Here is a 25795-nt window from a genome sequence, read left to right on the forward strand (position 1 = left end):
TTATAAAATAGCGTTCATAAGGTCTGCTTACCCCTAATCTTAGAAATTTCACTTTAGATGCTTCTAAAGCCAGAATAAGGCAGATTGGGGATTATTCGTACTATCTCTTAATATATTAATAAACAGTATGAAAAATCCCCATGTCCTGTTATTTGGACTTGAAACCTATCTTAATCACGTTTTTTGAGTTGGTGGGATTCCACTCCTTACATTGCTTGGCAATATCATTGCCTAATAATAGTTCTTTAAGAGTAAGCTCTATCCCTTTGGGCAAGTATTTTAAGAGACCTGCACTATATAAATCCAGATTGTAACTCTCCACATTCTTCTTGCCCATTTCCAACTTATCAGCCAACTTATTGGGAGTAAGCAGTACCTTATTATCCTCTGCAATTAATAAGAGTTTGATATAATATCCTTTCACTTTAATATCCAAATTCACTTTAATAAAGAGGTGGGACAGGGTTATAAAGTTGGGATGCTCTATAGCCGAGATGCAGTAAAGGCTTCTCATTGTAAATTCAATAAGAGGATGGTTAATTGGTACTGGGTATCTCTTTCTTACCAACACTGCTTCTATATCCTTATTGAAGTTCTTTAATGCAGTTTCTTTCTCTCCTGTCCGTTTGGCTAAATCCTCAATTCTCCATCTGACCTTATAATAGTCATTTCTATATAAGGACAGACAGAAGAATCTGTACAGGTTAGATGGGTTGAGCTTATCCACGATAGACTTGTTAATGGTAGCATAATCTTGTCTAATTGTACTTATTCTGCCTTGTAATAGCCTTTGATTTATCTTCATATTCATTAGTAACTGATTGAATATTGTTAGTAAATAGTAAATCTTTCTTCTCTCGTTCCATCTTGTAATAGTGAGCCGTACCAAAATATAGCTTGGCATCTTTCCTGTTATAAAAATTCTTCCCTGTTGGTAGATGGGTTATCATATCAGTTTAAATATTAATTGATTAATAAGCCAATCTCTGCAATGCAATATAGTAGGTAGTAACTTTACCATTTTTCTTCCTCCTTGTCTTTAGGTAGTTATTAAGATTAGCCCATAATCCAATATGAACCTTGTTATCTTTTACTCCCTGTTTAAGAGCCTTAGCCCTTATCTGTTCATAGGTAAATTCTTCCATTTTAGATATTCTAAATAGTTTGTAGTCCGTCAATCTGTGTGGTGGAATTATCTGTCTGTGGTACTGTAAAGGTAAGAACTTTATAGGTGGTGAACTAATGATAAGACCACAATTCAGAAGTATTAAGTAGGCAGGGAAACCTCTCACATTTCCCTGCTTCTTGTCAATCCTCCTTGTTATGTTCAAAACATAGGACTAAGTGTATAATTCCATTCTCATTCTTGAAAGCTATTCTTGGATTATTAACTTCCTTATATGTAATGGAAGTTATAATAATGGGGAACAGTTCATTTTCATTATAAAGTTTGAGACTATTTGCAATATATTCATTAGAACTATATTCTGGGAGAATGAACTGAACAGGTAGAGCTTGACATCATTGTATTGCTGCATTTTAGCTCTTAGTATTTCTTGCTTAGCAATTATTGCTTCGTAGATAGTGCTTAAATATAAACTGGATTGTATGATATATGGGTTCATTGTTTTATTATTTAGTTGGTTAAGAATAAAGCCCACCTGTCACATGGGCTTTATTGTTGATGGTTTATGCCGCCTGTTCTTCCTTAATTATTCCTTGATTCTTTAGATATTGAGTGAGCATTTCAGAATAAATAGTGTTCACATGGTCTGACTTTACTTCATTTATAATTTTAATGCTGTTCTCATTCAATGCCTTTATGGTGTTAAGCACTTCATCTAATCCAATCTTCTTGTCTTCTCCATTCGGTGCGTAGTTGGCAAGTTGGGTGATTGCATCAATCATATAACGATGTCTGATAGTGTCTTTAGAAATCTTCATGTCACCTAAAGTTTTAATAATCTCATCTCCTACATTCAAGTCATATTCTGCAAGTTTGGCTTCACAAACTCCCTGCATGGCACTGTTCCAGACTTTCAAACTTAGTGTCTTGCCAGAATTATAATATTTGGTGATTACGCTGATATTGGCTTTCAGTTCCAATGCCTTTTGGAACACCTTTTTAAAGAATTCCTGCTGTGTGGCTAATGCTGCGTTACCAGCTTTCTCTAATCCATTGAAACCTCTGCTCAACACATTGTTCACTCCTCTGTATTCGCCAAACTCTTTCAATGATTTAAATTCCTTGATTCTTACATTCTCTATGGTCAGCTTGGTGTCATCCTTGACTATGGCATTGAGGTTGTGTTCGTGGTAGCTTGCCCATTGCCAATATCCGTTTGCATTATCAACAGGAACGTAAACATTGGGAGTATCTTTAGGTATGATGTTCCCGTTAAGGTCTTTCAACTCAATGTCCGCGTTGTAAAACAGGGTGGCTTCCGTGATATAGAGAGGAACTTTATCAAAGTTCTTATTGGTTATCAAGTCCTTTCCACATTCGATGTTTACCTTGCTTACTGCCATGCTGTAAACAGATGTGGCGATGATGATTTCCTTTTGTTCTTTAGTGAAGATTATCTGCTCATCTGTGTTGGCAACTTCATTCCACAATTCTATTTTAGCGGTTGGCAGTTCCACCATTTTAAGTGTTTCAAGATATGCAGTTTCAGCTCTGCCTACATTGACTTGTGCGGACTTCTTGATATTGGCTTCTGCATCCTTGTTAGCTTCAAGCACGCTCTTGGCTTTTATCAATGTCTGGCGGGCTTCTCCCACTGCTTGCAGTTTAATCTCTGCTGATGTCATTCTTACTTCTTCCATATTGTCATCTTGGTTTAAAGATTTCATTTCATTATTTACCATCTCTACTGTTGTATTTACTGAATTACTCATAGTTTTAATTTTTTAATTTGTTATTACTGATTTTGTAACCATCAAACCTATGTACACTTGGTTATCTGATTACGCTGCAAAGTTATGATGTTCTCTTGTGGCGAATTGGTAAAGAATAGCTGTATGTTTAAGTGAGTTTTTTACCAAAGGAATCTCCCTTTGCGAAAGATTCCTTTGTAAGGAATTTACTTTGTTGCATTTTGTTCCCGTTGTATATTTGAGGCAGCTTCTTCTAATCTGCTTCTAATGGAAGATAGCTCCAGTTCTATATCAGACAGGAATCCATCTACAGCATTTTCAGGAGAACATCCATAGTAATTCATCAAATTACCTATTACAGCTCTAAGAACCTTAGGGTCATCAGAAATGTCTTCTACTTAATAACTTATTTTCAAAAGAGCTTGAAAACTATCCTTCGCCACTTGCTTTGTGGTTATTGCATGTTTTTCCATATAAAATAAACCTTTCAGTGAATAGTCTGCGGCAACGTGCCTGTCAGCTTTCTGAAAGCGTTGCAAAGGTAGAATATTGGGATGGGGCTGGATTAATAATAATTGAGCCAAAAAAAAGGCAGTTCTTTACCATCGTAAGAGCTGCCTTTTTATATAAGGGAAGTCGGATTTACCAAAATTTAGTTCCACCTATATTATAAGGTGATAGTCTGAATGTCCTGTAGTCCAACAGGGCTTTTACCGTATCATATCTATTCAGAAAATATTTCAGTCTGCTTCTGATATTATTTGCGTCCGTATCAACATCATCCGTCTTAATCAGTTTTAATAACCCTAAGATAGGATTCTATTAAATTGGCTTGTGGTCTTGTTGGTACTTTTTCTTTAGTTGATTTTAAATGTGTGTTCTGGAGCAACTGATATGTTCCCCATATATAAAGTGACTGAATGGGGTCAATTTTCTTATTGCCTACTGTCTTGTTCCCATAGATGAAGTCTAATTCCTTTTGAACTTCCTCTAAATTATCTACTCCTAAATATTGGTGCAGGTATTCATTCAGCCTGTTCTCCAACCAGCTGTCCTTATTATTGATAAGTATTGGAGAATTACCACCTGCTGCAATCTTTATATCAGTATTGAAGTCTTTCCCGTTTTTCTGCTTAGGCTGATTGAGGGCAATGTATAGCTTTAGCATATCTGGTCTGACTTCATGGATATATTGCTGATATTGCATATCGTCATATTCTCCCTCTGATATGGGGACTTCTGTTATCCTGTCCCTATATAGAAGTGCAGCCATGAATAGTAATGCACATGAAGCCAATTCTTCATTATGAAGTTTCGGTGCATACGATTCCACGATTGTTTTAGGATTAAAGTTGTCTGGAACTGCCATTGCTATGTTTTCATTGGTAGCCAATGCAAACTTTACCGCATCCACACCATAACCATCGTCTGATTTACACTGATTGGCAAGTTCTTTTTCTTCTGGTGTTAGATTGAAGACTTTCTTAGCATAGACTTGGGTCAGTTCGTTGGATATGTCGTCATAGGTAAAGCCAAAACATCTGTTCAGTTCTTGGTATAGCTTCTTTATAGTTGGTATGTCAAATGTTACTTCAAGCATGGTCTTATTTTTATATGGAAAGCAAAATTAAAAAAATAATCCCCACCTGCATTGCTACAAGTGGGGAATTATTAGCTTACTTACCAAACACGTACTTCACAACCTTAGTATTAGCCTTGTTCTCATTAACGAAGTCTCGTTCAATATAGATGTCGGTCACTTTCATGGAATCGTCTATGTGGTTCAAAGCCGCGTGAACAATGTATTTGTCTATGCCTACTTTGTTGAGAGCGATAGTAGCCCATGAGTGCCGGGCTGCATAGTATTCCAAATCATCTACTTCTAATATTGCTCCAATCTCTTTTAGACCGCAATTGATAGCTTTATTAAAAGTCTTTTCATCCCCATAGTATTGATAGAAGTTGAACAGACGTTTGCCTGTGCTATCTTTGTACTTATCAATAAGAGGTTGCACTATCTTAGGAATATCTACCATCATTTTTGCACCATCCAATCTGCGAGCTTTGGTCTTAGTTCTGTTATAGATAATAGTGTTCCCTCTCATTTCAGTAGCATTGTAAAGGTCTGCTGAATTGATTCCCATAAGGCAGAATGAGAGAATGAAACAATCTTTAGCCAAGTTATAACGGCAGGTGGACTTATATCCTTTCTTCATGTCTTTATAAGGCAGCTTCCACACCTTTTTAATGATGTCTGCTGGAATGGCTCTCTTACGTGTAGCTTCCTGTTTAGGTATCTTGAAGTCCTCAAAAGGTGAGTTAGGAATAAGAATGAGGTTCTTGTCTTTCTTATTGTACTTACGTTTGGCTTCATTGAACAGCTTCTTAATGCTTATCAAGTAGAGGGAGAGGGTACGATTAGAAGTAACACGCTTACCCTGCTGTATCAGTTTCTTGGTACGTGCATCACGTTCTCCAATTAAAAATGCTTTGAACTGTTCCAAGAAGTCTAAGGTGATAAGATTTATATCCAATTCTTCTTTACCAACAAATCGTACTAAGGCATTGACGGCAGTAGTGTAATTGGGCGCACCTTTAATAGTGGCAGAAGCTATCCACTCACGACTGAACTTTATAAAGTCAATGGTCTGCTGTTTCTCCTGTTCTCCATTCAAGAACTCAACTATCTCGTCCAACGAATAATGATTACGGTCTAATTGCAACTTTAGACATTGTTCCCTGTAATAGAGAACAAGCCTGTCTATTTCTCTCTTAATGGAAGTGTCCTCTTTAAATTTGAGGGATTTGGTTAGGTCTTGTTGAGTTACAAACAAGTTAGTGGACAAGCGTTTTACCTTACGGTCTAATGTGAATCTAATCTTGACGTTATATGTTCCGTCAACTTTTAATTCACTCCTTTTAATCTCGGCTTTAATAGTCAGCATATTAGCTCCATTTTAATTAGTCAACAATCAGTCAACATTTGCTTAAAATAGGGCTAAATCAACCAAGAGCAACAGATTCATATCTGGAGGGTCTGCAAACAAAAAAGGCTGTATTCCGTTAGGAATCAGCCTTTTAGTTTGTGGACCAGCCTGGGCTTGAACCAGGGACCTCCAGATTATGAGTCTGTTGCTCTAACCAACTGAGCTACAAGTCCGAGCTATGTGGATTTCTCCTTAGCAGGTGCAAAAGTAGAACATTTCTCTGAGATTTGCAAAGAATCGAACCCAAAATTTGATAAAAAGATTTAATTCACTTATTCGTAAGGATTTAAATTGTACTTTTGTGCTCCACTAATTAATTGAGAATAGCCGTATGGCACATACAAAACAAGAAACAGCCCTGACAGGGTTGACAAATAAAGAAGTTCTTGAAAGTAGGGAGAAATTCGGAATGAATCTCCTGACACCCCCCAAACGCCCTTCTATGTGGAAACTTTATCTCGAAAAGTTCCGCGACCCGGTGATACGCATCCTTCTCGTTGCAGCATTCTTTTCGCTGGTCATAGCTGTTATCGAAGATGAATATGCCGAAACAATCGGAATATTCTTCGCTATATTTTTGGCGACAGGCATCGGATTCTATTTTGAATATGATGCAAACAAGAAATTTGATTTGCTAAATGCTGTAGGTGAAGAAACTCCCGTCACGGTCATACGCAACGGCAAAATACAAGAGATTCCGCGTAAAGATATCGTCGTGGGAGATATTGTCATATTAAATACCGGTGAAGAAGTGCCGGCAGACGGCATCTTGTTGGAAGCCATTTCTATGCAGATTAATGAATCCAATCTGACTGGAGAATTAATGGTGAACAAAACTGTCAATGAAGAATTGTTCGATGACGAGGCCACTTATCCCAGTAACACCGTCATGCGTGGGACTACAGTAGTGGACGGTCACGGCATGATGCGCGTAGAGCACGTAGGCGATGCGACAGAAATCGGCAAAGTGGCTCGCCAAGCGACCGAACAGAGTCAAGAACAGACTCCCTTGAATATTCAATTAACAAAATTAGCCGATTTTATCGGCAAAATCGGATTTACCATTGCCACGCTGACCTTTATTGTCTTCACAGCCAAAGACCTTTACGGATATTTGAGTATGAATGAAATAACCGGTTGGCAGCAATGGATGCATATCGCACGTATTGTTTTAAAATACTTCATGATGGCCGTTACACTAATAGTGGTTGCCGTCCCCGAAGGCTTGCCGATGAGTGTCACACTCAGCCTTGCACTGAACATGCGCCGTATGCTGAAGACAAATAACCTTGTCCGCAAGATGCATGCCTGCGAAACAATGGGTGCCATCACCGTCATCTGTACAGACAAAACCGGCACTCTGACACAAAACCTGATGCAAGTGCATGAAGCAAAGCTCGACGCTTCCAAAGCAGACTTGATAGCAGAAGGCATCAGTGCCAATTCTACGGCTTTTCTGGAAGAGGCAGAGACCGGAAAGAAACCTTCCGGTGTAGGAAACCCTACTGAAATCGCCTTGTTGTTATGGCTTAACGAGCAGGGAAAGAATTATATGGAACTGCGCGAAAAAGCAACAGTCGTCAACCAGCTCACATTCTCCACCGAACGTAAATATATGGCTACTCTGGTCGACTCTCCCATCCAGCAAAAAAGAGTGTTATATATAAAAGGTGCACCCGAAATTATAATGGGCAAATGTAACCTGAGCCCTGATGCCATTGCACAGTATAACGCTGACCTGCTGGCCTACCAAAACAAGGCCATGCGTACTTTAGGATTGGCTTATAAATATATCCCCGAAGGAACCGGAGAGGATTGTGCCGAATTGGTGAACGAAGGCGGAATGGATTTTCTCGGTATCTTCGCCATCAGTGACCCCATTCGTCCCGATGTGCCCGAGGCAGTCGGCAAATGTCAGTCAGCCGGTATCGGTGTGAAGATTGTAACCGGCGACACTCCGGGTACTGCTACCGAGATTGCTCGTCAGATAGGATTATGGAAGCCTGAAGACACGGAACGCAACCGAATCACAGGAGTGGAATTTGCCGCCTTGAGCGACGAAGAAGCACTCGACCGTGTACTTGACTTGAAAGTGATGAGCCGTGCCCGCCCGATGGACAAGCAACGCTTGGTGCAGTTGCTCCAGCAAAAAGGTGCAGTAGTTGCCGTTACCGGTGACGGAACCAACGATGCTCCCGCCCTCAACCACGCACAAGTGGGTCTCTCGATGGGAACGGGAACTTCCGTAGCAAAAGAAGCCAGTGATATTACATTGCTGGATGATTCTTTCCACAGTATCGCCACTGCCGTCATGTGGGGACGTTCGCTCTACAAAAACATTCAGCGTTTCATCGTCTTCCAGCTGACAATCAATGTAGTGGCATTGGCAAGTGTATTGCTCGGCGCTTTCCTAGGCACTGAGCTTCCGCTGACTGTCACTCAAATGTTATGGGTAAACCTCATTATGGATACTTTTGCAGCCATGGCACTGGCCTCCATACCACCCAGCCCCGATGTCATGAACGAGAAACCGCGCAAAACCAATGACTTTATCATCACCAAGGCCATGCGCAACAATATATTAAGCGTAGGACTTGCATTTTTGGTCATCCTGATGTCACTCATCGTAGGTATCAGGCAGCTTCCTGCCTCACAAACAGAGTGGGCTCTTACTTGTTTCTTCACCATTTTCGTGATGCTTCAGTTTTGGAACCTATTCAATGCCAGCGTTTTCGGAACCAATCATTCTGTATTTAAAGATTCACGCCATGCACTGGGCATGCTTAGTGTAGCGGTTATCATATTGATAGGCCAGATATTCATTGTCGAATTCGGAGGAAAAGTATTCCGCACCGTGCCGCTGAGTCTGACCGAATGGATTATAATCATCGCCGCTACCTCTTTAGTGTTGGTGGCAGGTGAAATTTACCGACTGATAAAACGGTTGCAAGCAACAAAGTAAATTAGGTAAAAGAGCATAAAGAGTTATGGACAGTAAAATTAAGAATGTTATTTTCGATTTAGGCGGGGTATTGGTTAACCTTGATTTTGATAGTTGCCTGAATGCATTTCGCACTGCAGGATTCGCCGACATAGAAGAACAAGTTCGCCAAATGCAAGGCAACGGAGTGTTTTCCCGGTTTGAATTGGGAGAAATTTCTCCCGAAGAGTTTAGAAACGCTATCCGCAGAGAGGCTGACGAATCGTTGACCGACCGCAAGATAGATGATATGTGGAACCTGATGTTGCTGAATATTCCCCGCGAAAAGCTGGAATTACTGTTGGAACTACGCGAACGCTATATGGTTTACCTGCTTAGCAATACTAACCAGATTCATTGGAATTATGCCGGCGAAGAAATGTTCAACTACCGGGGCTTTCGTGCAGATGACTTCTTTGAAGACACGTTTCTCTCTTTCAAAATGCATTTAGCCAAACCAGATAAGGCTATCTATGAGAAAGTAATGAAGGAGGCAAACATTCTTCCCGAGGAGACGTTCTTTATAGACGATTCGGAAGCCAACTGCCGGGCAGCCGCGGCACTTGGCATTCAAACTCACCACTACCGCATCGGCGAAGATTTAAGTTTATTATTCGAATAATGAAAATTATATCAGGCATAAACCATCCAACCCTTTCCCCATCGGTTGCCACCATCGGCTTTTTTGATGGGGTGCATCGCGGACATCGTTTCCTCATTGGTCAAGTAAAGGAAATGGCCGCAAAGGAAGGATTATGTTCTGCGTTAGTCACCTTTCCGGTACATCCCAGACAGGTGATACAAACCTCCTATTGCCCCCAGCTCCTCTCCTCTCCCCAAGAGAAACTGGAATTGCTGGAAACGACAGGCGCTGATTATTGCATCCTTCTTCCCTTTACGCATGATTTATCATTGCTTTCCGCACGCGAGTTCATGCAGTTGTTACGTGACCGATTCAATATCCATATACTGGTAATCGGTTATGACCACCGCTTCGGTCACAACCGGAGTGAAAGTTTTGAAGATTATCGCCGCTATGGTGAAGAACTCGGTATATATATAGTACGCGCGCGCGCCTATACCGATGGTGAAGATAAAATCAGCTCTTCCGTTATCCGCCAATTGCTAAAAGAAGGAGATGTAAACCGCGCCTCCCAGTTCTTAGGATACAATTATTATTTAGACGGGACTGTCGTCGACGGTTATAAAGTCGGTCGTAAGATAGGTTTTCCTACCGCAAACCTAAAAGTAGATTATCCCGAAAAACTCATTCCTTCCGAGGGAGTATATGCTGTATATGTATATATAGAAGGTAAAAAATGGGCAGGGATGTTGAATATAGGTCACCGTCCTACTATTAATAATGGAAAAGATTTGAGTATTGAAGTGAATATCCTTCATTTTTCGGATAATATCTATCACAAAGAGATACGCATTGAATTCGTAAAGTATCTCCGCCCTGAAGAAAAATACGATAATATCGAAGCGCTCATCCGCCAAATGCATAAAGACAGAGAAGAAGCGGCAAAAGTGCTGCTATAAAATTATTCCTGTCTCATTGTACAAGGCAGTATATTTACCAGCATCCCTTACCCCAAACAATGGGCATTGTTTGCGAAGGTTGTTTCCATTGTTTGCAAAAACTATCTCCATTGTTTAGAGAAAACCTCTAAGCCTTTTTTTGCATAAAAACCGCTTCTTTATCCACTCCTCCCCCCAAAACCACGAAAAAAGATATATTTTTATCGAATTTCGATAAATTTTTCTCGTTTTCCTTTGGTAGTATAAAAATAACATGTACATTTGCATATCGATAAACGATAAATGAATATCGAAAAACAAACACAAGTATAAATATAAAACACAAAGTAAAATGAAAAAGTCAGTATTAAAATCAGGTTTAGTAGCAGCAATTGCAGCAGTAATGATGAGTTGTACAACAACAGCACACGCACAAACAACAGAAAACACGAAGTACATTTATTGTCAAGACGACACAAACACAACAGTGTACACACTAAATGAAGACGGCAAAACATTAACACGCAAAGTGAAGTATGAGTACAAACACAATGAAACAGGACAAGTGATTGAAAAGAAAGCATATCGTTGGGATGCTTACCGCGAAATATGGAAGCCGGCTTATCTTCTTACTGTAACTCCCGGAGCATCTGAAACGAAACTGAATTACGCTGAATGGAACGCCAAAGAAAGTGCCTTTAACAGCAACAAACAACAAAGTATTTACCGTGAAGACAGTAACATAAATTTGCTGGCCGACACACAAAACAAAAAGTAATGGAAACGAAGAAAACAACAGGTATAAATCTCCGGGTAAAAGTATTTATGTTTTGCTTTACCATCGGATTTTGGTCCGGAATCGCACTAAGTATTGCAAAGCATACATGTTGATAAATAATAAACTGATAAAAATAACAACTTTAAAATACATGAAGATGAAAACATTCAAACGCATTTTTGCCATAGCTACTTTATTAGTAACTATTGGCTTCGCTTCTAAAGCTAATGCACAAGTTCCTTTGGAAGATTTCTTTAAAAATCCGGAGAAAGTAGCATTCCAAATTTCTCCGGATGGCAAATACTTCTCATACATGGCCCCGTACGAGAACCGCCTGAACTTATTCATACAAGAAATCGGCTCAGACAAGGCGACCCGTATCACCTCGGAAACGTCACGTGACATTGCCGGAAGTATGTGGGCGAATGGTCATCGCATCTTATATATTAAGGATACGGGAGGAGATGAAAACTACCAACTTTACGGAGTCAACCTTGATGGTACAGATGCAAAAGCATACACAGCATTTCCCAAAGTAGGAACTCAGCTCATCGATAAATTGGAAAATATCGACTCACTGGTCATTGTCGGTCTGAACAAACGCAATCCTCAAGTATTCGATCCATACCGTTTAAACCTGAACACAGGTGAATTAACCATGTTGGCAGAAAATCCCGGAAACATCCAAGGCTGGCAAACCGACCATGATGGAAAATTGCGTGTCGCTTACGCTATCGTGGACGGAGTAAATACCCAAATCCTTTATCGTGAAACCGAAGACCAACCTTTCCGCCCGGTACTGACTACCAACTTTAAGGAAACAGTAGACTTTGTAACCTTTGCTCCCGATAACAAAATGGTGTATGCCCTCACAAATATCGGTCGTGACAAGACAGCCCTTGTTTTGATGGATCCCGCCAATTGTGAAGAAAAAGAAGTGCTGTACACCAATGATAAATATGACATTTCAAGACTCAGTTATTCAGAACTAAAAAAGAAACTGATTGCAGTTTCCTGCACCGGCCACAAAGGTACTATCCGCCATTATTTTGATAAAGATGAAGAAGCTATCCGTGCCAAACTGGAAAAGAAACTTGCAGGATATGATATTGAAACTGCCAGCGAAGACAAAAGCGAGAATATCCGTATGATTTATGCCGGCAGTGACCGCACGTATGGCACTTACTACACTTATAATGTGAAAGAAGACAAGCTGACAAAGGTGGCCGATGTAGCTCCCTGGATTAAAGAAGATGAAATGGTCCCGATGAATCCTATCACCTACACCAGCCGTGACGGACTGACCATCGAAGGCTATCTCACCCTGCCGAAAGGCTATACAATGGAAACTGCAAAGAACCTGCCGGTAGTGGTTAACCCTCACGGAGGTCCATGGGCACGTGATACCTGGGGATATAATCCTGAAGTACAATTCCTTGCCGAACGCGGTTATGCCGTATTGCAGATGAATTTCCGCGGTTCTACCGGCTACGGACGCAAATTCACCGAATTGGGTTATAAACAATGGGGACAAACCATGCAGGATGACATAACCGACGGAGTAAAATGGTTAATTGATAAAGGCATTGCCAATCCTAAACGAATAGCAATCTATGGTGGAAGCTATGGTGGCTATGCTACACTGGCAGGCGTCACTTTCACCCCCGACCTTTATGCATGTGCCATTGACTATGTAGGTATATCGAACCTGCTCACTTTTATGCAGACCATTCCTCCTTACTGGAAACCATTACTGGATATGATGTATGAAATGGTAGGCGATCCGGTGAAAGACAAAGAAATGATGGAAAAATACTCTCCGGTATTCCACGTAGATAAAATTAAAGCTCCACTGTTTGTGGCACAAGGAGCCAATGACCCGCGCGTGAACAAGGCTGAATCCGACCAAATGGTAGAAGCATTGAAAAAACGCGGTATAGAAGTAGAATATATGGTGAAAGACAACGAAGGACACGGTTTTCATAACGAAGAGAATAAATTCGATTTCTATCGCGCTATGGATAAATTCCTGAGTAATCATTTAAAGAAATAATAATCATAAAAATCAAATTAATATGGGACGCACGATTAAATTAATACTTTACTATTTTGCTTATCAGTTGGCAGCAACTATTCCGGGAATGTTCGGATACACAATATGGAAATGCTTTGAAACGCAAAGTTTCGACCTGCATAACGCCCCTACTTCTCTGGGCATTATCCTTTCATTGCTAGGCACCTTGCTCATGGCATGGCATCTGATACATTATAAATATGTAAAACTGGACAAACAGACTCTTGCGTCCCTGCCTTTCAAATCTACTTGCCTTTACATTGCGATGGGAGTCGCCGCCATTATATGGATGAACTGGCTGAGCGAGATGGCCCATCTTCCCAATATAGCCGAAAACATCTTCGCACAGATGAAAAACAATGTATTCGGCATTTTGAGTGTATGTATTGTCGCACCCATCTTTGAAGAAATATTTTTCCGCGGTGCCATCGAAGGATACTTGCTGCGCAAATGGAGAAACCCTCGTTGGGCCATCCTCGTGTCAGCCCTTATCTTCGGATTGATACACATGAATCCGGCACAGATGCTTTTTGCCTTTCTGTTCGGTATCATCTTGGGCGAACTTTATTATCGCACCGGCAGTCTGCTTCCGTCCATCATTCTTCATTTTATCAACAATACCCTGTCACTGATACTAATGAATGTTTTTGAGGAGAAGGATACCCTGACTGATATCTTCGGAAGTACCACTACCGTCCATACACTCGGTATGATGGGAATTGCCATCTTCTGCCTTACTCTCTTCCTGTTCAGAAAAGAAGTAAAACCCGCCCAATGGCCGGCAGAAGTGTCTGAACCCACCTCTACAACAGAAACCGGTACACAAAATAATTAATCCAATAACAAAATATAACAATGAAAAAGAAACTGAATCTGCTCTGTGCAATGGTATTTGCCGTCCTGCTGCTTTCTCTGTCCGAAAATATCTATGCCATGATATGGGGAGCCATCGAAGGAGGAAAAGCAGGTATAGAAAATAAAACAGGGGCCATAAACAATATGCATCCGCTAATGTTGCTCCCGGATAACCTGACCACTACTTCCGACTCTATATACAATGAGATGACCGGAAAGAATGTACCGACATGGCAGATACAGTCCATGGTAGCGGTCGATGCCGATACACCCATCTGGCTATCCTTCACCGGCACTCTTCTAAGTTTCATTCTTATCATATTCGGTATCAAAGCCGTCCTGCAGTTCATCAAGTTCATCCGTAACATCAACCGTTCGGATATCTTCTGCTGGACAAATGTAAAATTGCTGCGCAGACTGGGACTCTATCTGATAATTACATTCGCCGCTACCCTGACCAGTTCTTACATACATACCTGGCAGCTTTCGCAAACATTGAAGATATCCGGTTATTCTTATAATTGGCTCAATCCCTTCTCACACTCCAGCCTTCTGCTTGGTGTACTGGCATTCGTCATTGCCGAAGTGTTTGCCATCGGTCTGAAAATGAAAGAAGAGCAAGACCTAACCATTTAAATACAGAACGACCATGAAAGAAAAGAACAAAGAACACTCCTTAAAAGAAATGAAGCTGATTATGACTTGCCTCACTATCATCTGTTTCTGTTGCACCTTCATTCCTATCTTTCAAAACGCAATGTTGTGTTTCGAGTTGGGAGCTAACCGGGCTGCCATTGATGCCGGAAAAGCAGGAGCATCCGAACAATTTATCCGGCAAGTATTTCCGCAAGGCATCACTCTATTATCCATGGCTGTATGCAGCGTTTTCATCTATCTGATGCTTCGCAATGTAAAACGTAATCTGGTATTTGTAAGAGCTAACGCCAATCTAATATATTATATCGGCCTTATCATCGAGTTTAACGGGATTCTGCAAGCCATCCTGAATGAGTTCGCTCCCGTAACAAACCCAAGACAGACTTATATGATATATGTCCTCATTGGGGTATTCATCATTTTTATCGGATATCTGTTCCAAATAGGCATCCGCATGAAAGAAGAACAAGAATTAACCATTTAACTCATACCGGAAAACAATGAAAACAATACGTTTGCTCGGAATATTGGTCGTGCTGATTCTCTTGGTCAGTACCATCAACGATTTCATTCCCGGATTCATTGACGGATGGAACGCAGCGGACAACATTCCTGTTCCCGGAGCAGAATCCTATACTTTCTCCGTCCATCCGACTGAGGATGCTGCCACAGACAGCATCTTCAATGAGGCCTTACAGCGCAAAGTACCTGCTCAGATAAAGGAAGTAAAATCCTTTATCAAGTCCAATACTGTCCTTTCTTTTTTGAGTATACCTGCCAGCCTAATAGCATTGCTGGCACTGTATGGCTATTATTGCCTGGCACGTATGCTGATATCTGTAAGCAAAGGAGAGATTCTGACACAGAAGAACAGCCGCAGACTCCGGTTCTTCATCTATCCCATGATAACCTTATCAGCCATATTCGAATTGCTGAATTATATCACCTACTCGCAAGCCATCCATGAATTGGCATATACAGGTTATGAGTTCAGCAATTTCTCATTGAAATACCCATGGACAGAACTGTTCATTATTGTTCTGCTGATAGAAATCTTTGTACAGGCAGTGAAGATAAAGGAAGAGCAGGACCTAACCATTTAAAAACGAATAATTAAAACCTGGACTATGCCTATAATAGTAAACTTAGACGTAATGATGGCGAAACGAAAGATTTCGCTGGGAGAACTGGCCGAGAAGATTGATCTCACCCCGGCCAACCTCTCTATCCTGAAAACCGGGAAAGCAAAAGCTATCCGCTTCTCTACACTGGAAGCCATCTGCAAAGAATTAGACTGCCAGCCCGGAGATATTCTGGAGTATCGTGAGGAGGATGAATAACCTAACAGGCAACACAGACACTCTAATATAAATTCTCTCATACCTGCCCCCTCATTACTCTTACAGTGGGAAGGAATAAAGGATTGCCTTAGGCAGTCCTTTATTATTCTCTCAGGCATCTTTTAGTCAATTTTCTATAAATTGTACTATCCAGTCAAACAAATATTTCATATATACCGTATAATCCCATGATTATCCGTATCTTTGTAACGAATTAGATATTTGAAATAAATGAAGACATTTGAAGAGTTAGGCGTTTCCCCCGAAATCAGGAAAGCAATAGAAGAAATGGGTTATGAAAACCCGATGCCTGTACAAGAAGAAGTTATACCGTATTTACTCGGTGAAGGAAACGATGTAGTGGCCCTAGCACAAACAGGGACTGGAAAAACAGCCGCATTTGGTCTGCCGCTAATCCAGAAAATTAATGTAAAAAACCGCGTACCGCAAGCGTTAATTCTTTGCCCCACACGCGAACTGTGCTTGCAAATCGCAGGCGACCTGAATGATTACTCCAAGTATATTGACGGACTGAAAGTCCTTCCCGTATACGGCGGTTCATCCATCGAAAGCCAAATACGCATGCTCAAAAGCGGAGTGCACATTATTGTTGCAACTCCCGGACGACTTATTGACCTGATGGAACGGAAAGTGGCCAAACTAGATACCATCGGCAATGTAGTAATGGATGAAGCGGACGAAATGCTGAATATGGGTTTCACCGACAGCATCAACTCTATCCTTGAAAAAGTTCCCGAAGACCGAAATACACTGATGTTCTCGGCCACTATGAGCCCCGAAATATCACGCATCTCCAAGCAATACTTGCGTAATGCAAAAGAAATCACCATCGGAACCAAAAACGAAGGAAGCAAAAACGTAAACCACATTGCTTATGTGGTGCACGCCAAAGATAAATATGCAGCACTGAAACGCATAGCCGATTATTATCCGCAAATTTACGGTATCATCTTCTGTCGCACCCGTAAGGAAACACAAGAAATTGCCGATAAATTGATACAGGACGGTTATAATGCCGATTCACTGCATGGCGAACTGAGTCAGGCACAGCGTGACTTGGTGATGCAAAAATTCCGCCAGCGCCATCTGCAGCTATTGGTGGCTACTGACGTGGCTGCCCGCGGACTGGACGTTAATGACCTGACACACGTCATTAACTATGGTTTGCCCGATGACACCGAAAGTTATACTCACCGAAGCGGACGTACCGGACGTGCCGGAAAAACAGGTATCTCTATCGCTATCATCAACTTACGCGAAAGAGGAAAGATGCGTGAAATAGAACGTATCATCAACAAGAAATTTATAATAGGCGAAATGCCTACCGGTAAGCAAATTTGTGAGCAACAGCTTATCAAACTGATTGATGACATCGAAAAGGTAAAAGTAAACGAGGAAGAAATCGAGTCTTTCTTGCCGGGCATTTACCGCAAACTGGAATGGCTCTCGAAGGAAGATTTGATAAAGCGCGTAGTTTCTATGGAGTTCAACCGCTTTTTGGACTATTACAGTAATGCACCCGAAATTGAAACACCGAGCACAAGTGACCGTCGTAGCGAACGTGAACCTAAAGAGCGAAAAGACTATGGCAGTTCACGCGAAAAGACTGAACGCAAAGCGGAAAAAGGATATACACGCCTTTTCCTAAACTTAGGAAAAACAGACGGTTTCTATGCCAATCAGATTATTGAGTTGATTAACCGCAATATGAAGAAGCAACGTACAACCATCGGAAGAATAGACCTGATGCAAAACTTTTCTTTCTTTGAAGTGGCTGAGAAACAGGCAAATGATGTTATCAACGCGCTCAATAAAGTAAACTTGAACGGACGTAAGGTTATTGTTGAAGTAGCCGGTGAGAATAACGGCAAAAGCGATAAAAGCGGTGCAGGCAAGAAAGAAATTGCCAAGAAAAAAAATACGAGGCCCAGCCGTGAGGAACGCGGATACTCTGAAGCCCGTGGTCCCAAGAAGGATGATTGGAAACAGTTCTTCAACAATGATACAAAAGGAAAAGGCAAAAGCAAAAATAAAAGTCTGAAAGGCGAAGAACCAAACTTCGATGAAGAAGGATGGGCGCGCAGAAAGCCGAAGAAATAAGATTGACAGCCTAAAATTATATTTTTATTGAGGTGTGTTAAAATGAGAACAATCTATCATTTTAACACACCTTCTTTCTAAAAAGCAGTGATTATTCCACCAATTTCAATTCCTCAATCAAGCGCGTGGATTTCCCATATTTCTCAATCATATAAAGCACATAGCGAATATCCACCCCGATGCAACGCTGTAAGTTGGGTTCATAAATAATATCACTGCTCATTGCTTCCCAGTTGCCATCAAAAGCCAATCCTATCAGTTCTCCATTCCCATTAAACATTCCACTACCGGAATTTCCCCCAGTAATATCGTTATCGGAAATAAAGCAGACATTCATATTCCCATCTTTTGTGGCATAACGCCCGAAATCTCCACGCTCCAGCAAATCAACGATGGACGGAATAACCTCAAAATCACTATCCCCTTTATATTCCCTGATTTTATCAAAGATTCCCTTCGTTGTTGTATAATAAGTATATTCCAATGCATCTTTCGGCGAGTATCCTCCAATCATTCCGAAACTAAGACGCATAGTCGAGTTAGCATCCGGATAGAAATCCTTATCCGATTCCATCTCACGCACAGCCTCATTAAGCAAGCGCTCATTTTTCTCTATTTTCATATTATCATCATCTGCAGCCGCACTCAGTTCGTAAGATTTCACCAACATATCAATAACAAATGAAATGGCAGGGTCTTCAAAAAGAACATAAGTGCTATCCTTTTTTACTACACGTTCAAATCCGCGGGGTGTATCCAATTCTGTCCGACTGTATAAATCGTCCACATACGCCTGATAATCACCTTTGAACTCCTTTTCTATAGTAGCATAAGTTTCCGAGAGGCTCTCCGGCTCTACTACTGCCGCATATTCTTTAAGCATGGCCACAAAGACTTTCTTATCAATGTCCAAGTCAATATTGACATAAAGCTCCAACAATTGACGCACCCTCTCTTCCAACACCGACTGTTCCGCTTCAAAATCAAAGTTCAAGACAGACCATGCCGCAGTAACCAACTCGGGACCATTGGCAAAACATTCACCGAAGTAAGCCATTGCACGAGCGTTCTTATAACGATTGCGATAACTGTTCTCCAATTCCGTCAATACCTGGGCATACTTGTTCCGTTCTTCCGGCTTCCGACGAATCCATTTCGCCAATTGATGTTCCAACCTACGTTTCTTCTCGATTATATTCAGTTCTTTAATAGACTGATTCATCCCAATGCTATTCTTCCAATAGTTAGCACTTTGAGCATACTTCGAAGCATATTTTATACGAATGGCATCACTTTTCTCCATAGCATCTTTCCAAATAGCCTGTTTGATAGTACGAACATCTATTCTTGCCATGTTATCGGCATTCATGCGTTCTTCCACGCCATAAGAAGATAGATAACGGCTGGTGGTCCCCGGATATCCCATCGTCATACAGAAAGAACCTTCCTTATAACCCGCCAAGGAAATAGGCGCATAATAATCGGGATGATAAGGAACATTGTCTTTGGAATAAACTGCCGGCTCGTTATGAGCATCAGCATAGATACGGAAAACAGAAAAGTCTCCGGTGTGCCTCGGCCAAACCCAGTTATCGGTATCTCCCCCAAACTTTCCAACTGAAGAAGGAGGAGCATAGACTAAGCGAACATCATAATAGTCCTTATACACAGACAGATAGAATTCATTGCCGGCATAGAAAGAAGAAACGACTGCACGCAGTAAGGTATCATTTTTAACTGCCTCGTCAGCAATCAACGTAGAAAGAGAATCTACAATCAAGGAACGGTCGTCTTCGCTCACATCTTGTGGCAAAGCTTGTAAAATGCGCTCTGTCACATCTTCGGTACGAATAAGGAAACTGACAAATAAGTCAGGATTGGGAAGTTCGTCCGACAATGAATCAGCCACAAAACCATCACGCAGGTAGTCATGCTTCACCGTGCTGTGTTGCTGAATGGCATCAAAACCGCAATGATGATTGGTAAACACCAACCCATCCGGCGAAACAACCACACCGGAACAGAAGCCTCCAAAACTGACTACAGCATTGGAAAGTGCAGCGCCACCGGGATTATACAACTGCAGTGGAGTAAGATTCAATCCCATTTCTTTCATCACCTGCTGAGTCTGTTTACTTAGACAACAAGGAAGCCACATACCCTCACTACCCCATATATATATAGGTAGAAATACAAGCAATATCAGTAGTTTCTTCATGACATGAGTGTTTTGTTTAGTGTTCTGTTTCTTATTCTATCACCAACTTCAGTTTCTTAGCTCCTACACGAGCTTTCAACCATTCGGTTATCTTTTCCTGTTCCTTCTCGTTGGGATGCTTTGCAAATTTCATCAAGACCAAAGTCAATGTATCCATACGTGTCGAATCAACAGAAAGTTCCACCGTTTTAGCCATTGCAATAGTTTCTGCCGACGGATAAAGAACTTTCAGTTCGGGGATAATTTTCTTGTCTACGGCATTATAGGCGGCATAGACTTTCAATTCATTTTCCAATTCATGTATCTTATTCTGTTGTTCCAACAGACGCTTCTCGCTGTTCTTATAGAAATCTTCCATTACTTGAGCCTTCAAACTTCCGATATCCATAGCCTCATTATTCATTCCCTGCATCACGATAAGTTTTGTACCGGCCAGATTATAATGCTTCAGGTTATCTTTTGCAGCAGCAATTTCTGCTGCCGGAACTTCATTACCAATCAGTACAACACGAATTTCCTTATTCTCGAACGAAATCTTACGGTCAATAACCTGCGTATCGGGAAAATTCAATTCTTCACTAATAAAATTATTAGCAGATGCCGTATAGATGGTATTCTTCACAATCCCATATGTCAGGTATATCGCCGGACACATGGTGGCTAAAGTAATGATAACGATATACTTCTTAACCAGTTTCTCACGCTCTTTATCCACAAACGCTTTTCGCTGAAAACGCATCACACGCACTCCAATAAAAGTTGCCAAACTTATAAATACCGAATTGATAAAATATAAATAGAAAGCACCTAAGAAATAAAGCAGGTTTCCTGTTGCCAGTCCGAAACCGGCAGTACACAAAGGAGGCATCAATGCAGTAGCGATGGCTACACCGGGAATTACATTTCCTTTTTCCTTAGTGGAAAGTGCAATAATACCTGCCAGCCCACCACACAAAGCTATCAAAACATCATAAATGGTGGGCGAGGTTCGTGCCAGCAATTCTGATTGCACTTCATCCAATGGAGTAAGCGAAAAATATAAAGTAGCAGTAATAACACTGAAAACAGTCGCTATCAGATAACTCTTCAACGACCGCTTCAACAGTTCGAAATCATTCTGTCCGATTGCCAACCCCACTCCCATGATAGGGCCCATTAAAGGAGATATCAACATGGCACCGATAATCACTGCAGTAGAATTGACATTCAACCCCAAAGACGCAATGAAAATAGCAAATATCAAAATCCACAGGTTAGTACCTTTAAACTCTACTCCATTACGGATAGATTCGACGGTTAAGGATTCGTTATCCTTATCTTTGCCCAAATCAAAATATTCATGAAGAAACTGCCTGATATAAGGCATATTCTTCAAATCATTCTTTAACTTACCTTTAATGTCAGCCATAATTATTTCTTTATAAACCGATTAATAACAGGAATCTGATGCAGCGGAAAGTCTACTTTCACAATGTAGGCTACAAACAGTAGCAACAACACTGTACGAACAGACAATAACAAAAAAATGTTTTGGAAGGGAAGGGCTTCCGATATACCAAAAAGTATAAGTGCCAATACAACGTATTTACCTATCGCTTTCAAATCATAATCAATGGGATACTTTTTCTGCCCCACAAAATAAGAAAGCAACATAGCTACTGCATAACCGGCAAATCCAGCCCAAGCACATGCCATATAACTGTATATGGGAACAAAAATCACATTAATCAAAATCAAGACAACACAACCGGCAAACGAAAAATAGGCCCCCCACTTGGTCTCGTCAATCAGTTTGTACCAAAATGAAAGATTGAAGAAAATACCCATAAAGATTTCAGCCGCCATCACAATAGGCACTACACGCAATCCTATCCAATAATCGGGGGCAAGAATATACTTCAATATATCCAAATAGAACATGACAGCCAAAAAAGCCAGTAATGTGAAAATAACAAAGTACTTCATTGCTTGTGCATAGATAATCTTGCTGTCCTTATCTCGGCTCTTTCCAAATACAAAAGGTTCATAAGCATAACGGAATGCCTGAGTGAGCATTGCCATAATCATAGCAATCTTACTGCAAGCACCATAGATGGCAAGCTGAGTCTTAGCCTCCACCTTATCGGGATATATATGACGGAAAATTATTTTATCTGCCACTTGATTCAGGATGCCTGCCACTCCCAGTATCAGAATAGGATATGAATATATCAGCATCCGTCTCGCCAATGGCTTGTCAAAGCCTCCGCCAAATTTCAGATATGGGACCATCAATAACATAATAACCGAGGTACATATCAAATTGAAGAAAAAAGCATAGAAAACATCACTCCCCTTCATCACCACATAATAAACTAGATTCAGAATGATATTGAGCAAGATGAAAAGAAGTTTCAAGCCGGCAAAACGTATCGGACGCTTCTTATAACGTAAATAAGCAAACGGAATACACTGAAACGCATCCATCGCAATAACCAATGCCATCATACCGATATACCAAGGATGGTCGGCATATCCCATCATACCGGCAATAGGATGAAGAAATATCATGCACAAAGCAGCAAACAGCAAAGAAGTACTTCCCACCATAAAGAGAACAGTGGAATACACACGCTCGGGATTTTCCGTTTCTTTATTGACAAAACGAAAAAAAGTAGTTTCCATGCCATAGGTTAAAATTACCATCAGTAAAGCAGTCCAAGCATATACTTCGGTTACCACCCCATAACCTCCTGATGCCGCAGACATAGCTGCCGCATAAATGGGCACCAGCAGATAATTTAAGAATCGCCCCACAATACTGCTCACGCCATATATTGCGGTGTCTTTGGCTAATGATTTTAATCCGGCCATATTTTAATCGTCAAATAGTGTCTTCTGACTATTGTAGATACTCCGACCCAAATGTATGTAGGCGAGCTCTGTCACTTCTCGTCCGCGAGGAGTACGTTTCAAGAAACCTTCTTTTATTAAGAAAGGTTCATAAACTTCCTCAATGGTACCGGGGTCTTCTCCCAAAGCAGTGGCAATAGTAGTCAAACCTACCGGCCCCCCTTTGAACTTATCAATAATAGTACATAAAATCTTGTTATCTATCTCATCAAGCCCATAGCGGTCAATATTCAAAGCCTCCAATGCAAACCGGGCTATCTCTATATCAATTCTACCAGAGCCTTTAACTTGCGCAAAATCCCGTACACGCCTAAGGAGTGCATTCGCAATACGAGGAGTTCCACGACTGCGGGAAGCAATCTCACCCGCCGCCTGTGTATCACAAGGCACATTCAATATTTTTGCCGAACGGCGGATAATGGCAGTCAACACATCATCATCGTAATATTCCAAATGGAGGTTTATGCCGAAACGGGCACGAAGAGGTGCTGTCAGCAATCCACTACGAGTCGTTGCCCCTACCAATGTGAAAGGATTCAAGTCCAACTGGATACTCCGCGCAGACGGTCCCTTGTCTATCATGATATCAATACGATAATCCTCCATGGCCGAATAAAGATATTCTTCCACAACAGGACTGAGCCGATGAATCTCGTCAATAAACAGGACATCGTTAGATTCCAGACTGGTCAAAACTCCTGCCAAGTCACCGGGTTTGTCAAGTACCGGTCCGGAAGTAACCTTAAAACCTACGCCCAATTCATTTGCAATGATATTACTTAATGTTGTTTTTCCTAACCCCGGAGGACCATGCAATAAAACATGGTCGAGCGCCTCAGCCCGCAAGCGAGCGGCTTTGACAAATATACGTAAATTATCCACTACCTTATCTTGTCCACTAAAGTCAGAAAAATTTAATGGGCGTAAGGCATTCTCAAAATCACGTTCTCTACTTGTGAGCTGATGCTCACGTATATCAAAATTCTCTTCCATCTTTTTGTTTCTCGCACAAAGGTACAAAAGATATTATTATAATAGAAAGAAAGATTGAGGAATTCATTTTCAGTCCCTCATCCGTCCTTTATATAATTTCATTATTGTCTAAATAATTAATTGTTATGGGAGTTACACTAGGTAAGAAACAATTAAACAAGGGAAAAGTTTCCCTTTATTTAAATTACAGTCACAACGGCAAGCGTCGTAAGGAGTATTTAGGCATTATTCTGGAGCCGCCTGTTACACCGGAAGCCAGAGCGGAGAACAAGAATAAAATATTGATTGCTAAACAAATCCGAGCCAAAAAGGAGCTTGAATTCCTGTCTGTCGAATATGCCTTAAATAAAACAGCGGAAACATTTGAGGATATTCTGCCCGAAGCACCTAGTAATGNGGAAGCCAGAGCGGAGAACAAGAATAAAATATTGATTGCTAAACAAATCCGAGCCAAAAAGGAGCTTGAATTCCTGTCTGTCGAATATGCCTTAAATAAAACAGCGGAAACATTTGAGGATATTCTGCCCGAAGCACCTAGTAATGGGCCGGACTTTTTCCGCATCATGAATGAATACCTGAGCACTTATTATAAAAAAGATAAGAAGATGGTAAAATCGACCATCCTCCATTTACGCACCTTTAATAAAAAGAAAATCTTACCAATCAACAAAATAACAAAGGAATTTTGTGTAGATTTTCTCGACTATTTAAGATCTAAACTCCGTGGCAATACCCCTATTGGCTATTTCAAGAAATTCAGAATGTGCATCAATAAATGTGTTGAAAAGAAGTTAATTTCTCATAATCCTACTAATGGGATACGACTATCACAATTTGATGAAGTAACAAAGGAGATACTGACATTAAAAGAGATACAGAAGTTAGCCGTTACTTCTTGCTCAAATAATGAAGTAAAGCGAGCATTTCTTTTTTCATGTTATTGTGGATTACGTTGGTGCGATGTGTATCAATTGCGATATAAGGATGTTGACTTTCCGGCAAAAAGATTAACCATCATACAACAGAAAGTGCAAACGCATTCCAAAAGTGCCATTCTTCACTTGAACTTAAACCACACGGCTCTCAAACTTTTACAGAAACGTACTGGGGACAGGGAGGACTTGGTTTTCTCACTTCCCTCCTACTCATATACAATCAGAATTCTTCGTAAATGGGTATTAGATGCCAATATACGAAAGCATATCACCTTCCATTGTGCCCGCCACTCTTTTATCACAAATATCATGGCCAATGGAGCCAACATTAAAACTGCTGCTTCCCTTGCCGGTCACTCAACGACCAGGCACACCGAAAAGTATGTACACATAATAGATGAGCTGAAGCAAAAAGCTGTCGATAGTTTACCTGACCTAACTATAAATTATAAATAATAAAAGGGTCCCTTATGGGACCCCACTACATTAAGCCCATTTTCTACTATTCTGATATACAGAATATTACAAATACTAGGTAGTATCCGGCACGAATACTACCTACCTCTC

22 protein-coding genes, 1 tRNA gene and 1 pseudogene are annotated in these 25795 nt (G+C 40.9%); 13 read left to right on the plus strand and 11 right to left on the minus strand.

The features are described from left to right. Nucleotides 1-148 precede the first annotated feature (148 nt). The 7 genes from IR173_RS06255 to IR173_RS06285 all read right to left on the minus strand — a co-directional run bounded on the left by IR173_RS06255 (nt 149) and on the right by IR173_RS06285 (nt 6037). Nucleotides 149-805, minus strand: coding sequence for a hypothetical protein (locus IR173_RS06255; RefSeq protein ID WP_237038811.1), 657 nt, complete (start codon nt 803-805; stop codon nt 149-151). Beyond that, nucleotides 759-950: a hypothetical protein gene (locus IR173_RS06260; RefSeq protein WP_237038812.1), complete on the minus strand. Its 192-nt coding sequence runs from the start codon at nt 948-950 to the stop codon at nt 759-761. The genes IR173_RS06255 and IR173_RS06260 overlap by 47 nt, the downstream gene beginning before the upstream one ends. A 21-nt stretch (nt 951-971) precedes the next feature. After that, a complete protein-coding gene (locus tag IR173_RS06265) occupies nt 972-1145 on the minus strand; it encodes a hypothetical protein (RefSeq protein WP_237038813.1) in 174 nt (57 codons plus the stop codon). A 544-nt stretch (nt 1146-1689) separates the two neighbouring features. After that, nucleotides 1690-2898: a hypothetical protein gene (locus tag IR173_RS06270; protein ID WP_237038814.1), complete on the minus strand. Its 1209-nt coding sequence runs from the start codon at nt 2896-2898 to the stop codon at nt 1690-1692. 766 nt (nt 2899-3664) lie between these two features. Further along, the gene (locus IR173_RS06275; protein ID WP_237038815.1) at nt 3665-4477 is read right to left on the minus strand and encodes a hypothetical protein; all 813 of its coding nucleotides are present in this window, start codon (nt 4475-4477) and stop codon (nt 3665-3667) included. Between the two features lie 76 nt (nt 4478-4553). Further along, nucleotides 4554-5822: a phage integrase SAM-like domain-containing protein gene (locus tag IR173_RS06280; protein WP_237038816.1), complete on the minus strand. Its 1269-nt coding sequence runs from the start codon at nt 5820-5822 to the stop codon at nt 4554-4556. 141 nt (nt 5823-5963) lie between these two features. Continuing rightward, nucleotides 5964-6037, minus strand: a tRNA-Ile gene (locus IR173_RS06285). Nucleotides 6038-6195: 158 nt separating this feature from the next. Between IR173_RS06285 and IR173_RS06290 the strand changes: the two genes are divergently transcribed. The 11 genes from IR173_RS06290 (at nt 6196) to IR173_RS06340 (ending at nt 18190) form a co-directional block, all read left to right on the plus strand. Beyond that, nucleotides 6196-8826 carry a calcium-translocating P-type ATPase, PMCA-type gene (locus IR173_RS06290; protein ID WP_237038817.1) on the plus strand — a complete coding sequence of 877 codons (2631 nt, stop codon included), beginning with the start codon at nt 6196-6198 and terminating at the stop codon, nt 8824-8826. Between the two features lie 25 nt (nt 8827-8851). Beyond that, on the plus strand, nt 8852-9466 hold the full coding sequence (locus tag IR173_RS06295) for an HAD family hydrolase (protein ID WP_237038818.1): 615 nt from the start codon (nt 8852-8854) through the stop codon (nt 9464-9466). Beyond that, a complete protein-coding gene (locus IR173_RS06300) occupies nt 9466-10386 on the plus strand; it encodes a bifunctional riboflavin kinase/FAD synthetase (RefSeq protein WP_237038819.1) in 921 nt (306 codons plus the stop codon). The genes IR173_RS06295 and IR173_RS06300 overlap by 1 nt, the downstream gene beginning before the upstream one ends. Nucleotides 10387-10717: 331 nt before the next feature. Continuing rightward, a complete protein-coding gene (locus IR173_RS06305; protein WP_237038820.1) occupies nt 10718-11143 on the plus strand; it encodes a DUF3836 domain-containing protein in 426 nt (141 codons plus the stop codon). A 157-nt stretch (nt 11144-11300) separates the two neighbouring features. Then, on the plus strand, nt 11301-13196 hold the full coding sequence (locus IR173_RS06310) for a S9 family peptidase (RefSeq protein ID WP_237038821.1): 1896 nt from the start codon (nt 11301-11303) through the stop codon (nt 13194-13196). 22 nt (nt 13197-13218) lie between these two features. Continuing rightward, nucleotides 13219-14052, plus strand: a complete 834-nt coding sequence (locus IR173_RS06315) for a CPBP family intramembrane glutamic endopeptidase (protein WP_237038822.1) — start codon at nt 13219-13221, stop codon at nt 14050-14052. A gap of 20 nt (nt 14053-14072) precedes the next feature. Further along, nucleotides 14073-14708, plus strand: coding sequence for a DUF2975 domain-containing protein (locus IR173_RS06320; protein WP_237038823.1), 636 nt, complete (start codon nt 14073-14075; stop codon nt 14706-14708). Nucleotides 14709-14721: 13 nt separating this feature from the next. Beyond that, a complete protein-coding gene (locus IR173_RS06325; protein ID WP_237038824.1) occupies nt 14722-15213 on the plus strand; it encodes a DUF2975 domain-containing protein in 492 nt (163 codons plus the stop codon). A gap of 16 nt (nt 15214-15229) precedes the next feature. Continuing rightward, nucleotides 15230-15832 carry a DUF2975 domain-containing protein gene (locus tag IR173_RS06330; protein ID WP_237038825.1) on the plus strand — a complete coding sequence of 201 codons (603 nt, stop codon included), beginning with the start codon at nt 15230-15232 and terminating at the stop codon, nt 15830-15832. A 24-nt stretch (nt 15833-15856) separates the two neighbouring features. Next, nucleotides 15857-16069 carry a helix-turn-helix domain-containing protein gene (locus IR173_RS06335; RefSeq protein ID WP_237038826.1) on the plus strand — a complete coding sequence of 71 codons (213 nt, stop codon included), beginning with the start codon at nt 15857-15859 and terminating at the stop codon, nt 16067-16069. Between the two features lie 231 nt (nt 16070-16300). Continuing rightward, nucleotides 16301-18190 (plus strand): DEAD/DEAH box helicase, encoded by a 1890-nt coding sequence (locus tag IR173_RS06340; RefSeq protein ID WP_237038827.1) that lies wholly within the window; start codon nt 16301-16303, stop codon nt 18188-18190. Nucleotides 18191-18281: 91 nt separating this feature from the next. On the opposite strand, the gene IR173_RS06345 is transcribed toward IR173_RS06340, so the two are convergent. Genes IR173_RS06345 through ruvB form a run of 4 tightly spaced genes read right to left on the minus strand, consistent with a single transcriptional unit; the run spans nt 18282 to nt 24293 of the window. Continuing rightward, a complete protein-coding gene (locus tag IR173_RS06345) occupies nt 18282-20408 on the minus strand; it encodes a S46 family peptidase (RefSeq protein WP_237038828.1) in 2127 nt (708 codons plus the stop codon). Between the two features lie 31 nt (nt 20409-20439). Beyond that, nucleotides 20440-21816 (minus strand): TIGR00341 family protein, encoded by a 1377-nt coding sequence (locus IR173_RS06350; RefSeq protein WP_237038829.1) that lies wholly within the window; start codon nt 21814-21816, stop codon nt 20440-20442. A gap of 2 nt (nt 21817-21818) precedes the next feature. Then, nucleotides 21819-23261: a lipopolysaccharide biosynthesis protein gene (locus IR173_RS06355; RefSeq protein WP_237038830.1), complete on the minus strand. Its 1443-nt coding sequence runs from the start codon at nt 23259-23261 to the stop codon at nt 21819-21821. A 3-nt stretch (nt 23262-23264) separates the two neighbouring features. Continuing rightward, the gene (ruvB, locus tag IR173_RS06360; protein WP_237038831.1) at nt 23265-24293 is read right to left on the minus strand and encodes a Holliday junction branch migration DNA helicase RuvB; all 1029 of its coding nucleotides are present in this window, start codon (nt 24291-24293) and stop codon (nt 23265-23267) included. 125 nt (nt 24294-24418) lie between these two features. Here ruvB and IR173_RS18300 point away from each other — a divergent pair. Both IR173_RS18300 and IR173_RS06365 read left to right on the plus strand, forming a co-directional pair. Then, nucleotides 24419-24598 (plus strand): annotated as a pseudogene (locus IR173_RS18300) (Arm DNA-binding domain-containing protein); the annotation flags it as partial. A gap of 123 nt (nt 24599-24721) precedes the next feature. Then, a complete protein-coding gene (locus IR173_RS06365) occupies nt 24722-25684 on the plus strand; it encodes a site-specific integrase (RefSeq protein WP_449580077.1) in 963 nt (320 codons plus the stop codon). The last annotated feature ends 111 nt before the right edge of the window (nt 25685-25795 follow it).

Source organism: Phocaeicola faecalis (assembly GCF_021730445.1).
In the GTDB taxonomy this organism is placed as follows: Bacteria; Bacteroidota; Bacteroidia; order Bacteroidales; family Bacteroidaceae; genus Phocaeicola; species Phocaeicola faecalis.

What these genes read in the sequence shown, in the direction of transcription:
- IR173_RS06255 (WP_237038811.1), bottom strand. Translation starts at nt 805, where the DNA reads ATGAAGATAAATCAAAGGCTATTACAAGGCAGAATAAGTACAATTAGA.
- IR173_RS06260 (WP_237038812.1), bottom strand. Translation starts at nt 950, where the DNA reads ATGATAACCCATCTACCAACAGGGAAGAATTTTTATAACAGGAAAGAT.
- IR173_RS06265 (WP_237038813.1), bottom strand. Translation starts at nt 1,145, where the DNA reads ATGGAAGAATTTACCTATGAACAGATAAGGGCTAAGGCTCTTAAACAG.
- IR173_RS06270 (WP_237038814.1), bottom strand. Translation starts at nt 2,898, where the DNA reads ATGAGTAATTCAGTAAATACAACAGTAGAGATGGTAAATAATGAAATG.
- IR173_RS06275 (WP_237038815.1), bottom strand. Translation starts at nt 4,477, where the DNA reads ATGCTTGAAGTAACATTTGACATACCAACTATAAAGAAGCTATACCAA.
- IR173_RS06280 (WP_237038816.1), bottom strand. Translation starts at nt 5,822, where the DNA reads ATGCTGACTATTAAAGCCGAGATTAAAAGGAGTGAATTAAAAGTTGAC.
- IR173_RS06290 (WP_237038817.1), top strand. Translation starts at nt 6,196, where the DNA reads ATGGCACATACAAAACAAGAAACAGCCCTGACAGGGTTGACAAATAAA.
- IR173_RS06295 (WP_237038818.1), top strand. Translation starts at nt 8,852, where the DNA reads ATGGACAGTAAAATTAAGAATGTTATTTTCGATTTAGGCGGGGTATTG.
- IR173_RS06300 (WP_237038819.1), top strand. Translation starts at nt 9,466, where the DNA reads ATGAAAATTATATCAGGCATAAACCATCCAACCCTTTCCCCATCGGTT.
- IR173_RS06305 (WP_237038820.1), top strand. Translation starts at nt 10,718, where the DNA reads ATGAAAAAGTCAGTATTAAAATCAGGTTTAGTAGCAGCAATTGCAGCA.
- IR173_RS06310 (WP_237038821.1), top strand. Translation starts at nt 11,301, where the DNA reads ATGAAAACATTCAAACGCATTTTTGCCATAGCTACTTTATTAGTAACT.
- IR173_RS06315 (WP_237038822.1), top strand. Translation starts at nt 13,219, where the DNA reads ATGGGACGCACGATTAAATTAATACTTTACTATTTTGCTTATCAGTTG.
- IR173_RS06320 (WP_237038823.1), top strand. Translation starts at nt 14,073, where the DNA reads ATGAAAAAGAAACTGAATCTGCTCTGTGCAATGGTATTTGCCGTCCTG.
- IR173_RS06325 (WP_237038824.1), top strand. Translation starts at nt 14,722, where the DNA reads ATGAAAGAAAAGAACAAAGAACACTCCTTAAAAGAAATGAAGCTGATT.
- IR173_RS06330 (WP_237038825.1), top strand. Translation starts at nt 15,230, where the DNA reads ATGAAAACAATACGTTTGCTCGGAATATTGGTCGTGCTGATTCTCTTG.
- IR173_RS06335 (WP_237038826.1), top strand. Translation starts at nt 15,857, where the DNA reads ATGCCTATAATAGTAAACTTAGACGTAATGATGGCGAAACGAAAGATT.
- IR173_RS06340 (WP_237038827.1), top strand. Translation starts at nt 16,301, where the DNA reads ATGAAGACATTTGAAGAGTTAGGCGTTTCCCCCGAAATCAGGAAAGCA.
- IR173_RS06345 (WP_237038828.1), bottom strand. Translation starts at nt 20,408, where the DNA reads ATGAAGAAACTACTGATATTGCTTGTATTTCTACCTATATATATATGG.
- IR173_RS06350 (WP_237038829.1), bottom strand. Translation starts at nt 21,816, where the DNA reads ATGGCTGACATTAAAGGTAAGTTAAAGAATGATTTGAAGAATATGCCT.
- IR173_RS06355 (WP_237038830.1), bottom strand. Translation starts at nt 23,261, where the DNA reads ATGGCCGGATTAAAATCATTAGCCAAAGACACCGCAATATATGGCGTG.
- ruvB (WP_237038831.1), bottom strand. Translation starts at nt 24,293, where the DNA reads ATGGAAGAGAATTTTGATATACGTGAGCATCAGCTCACAAGTAGAGAA.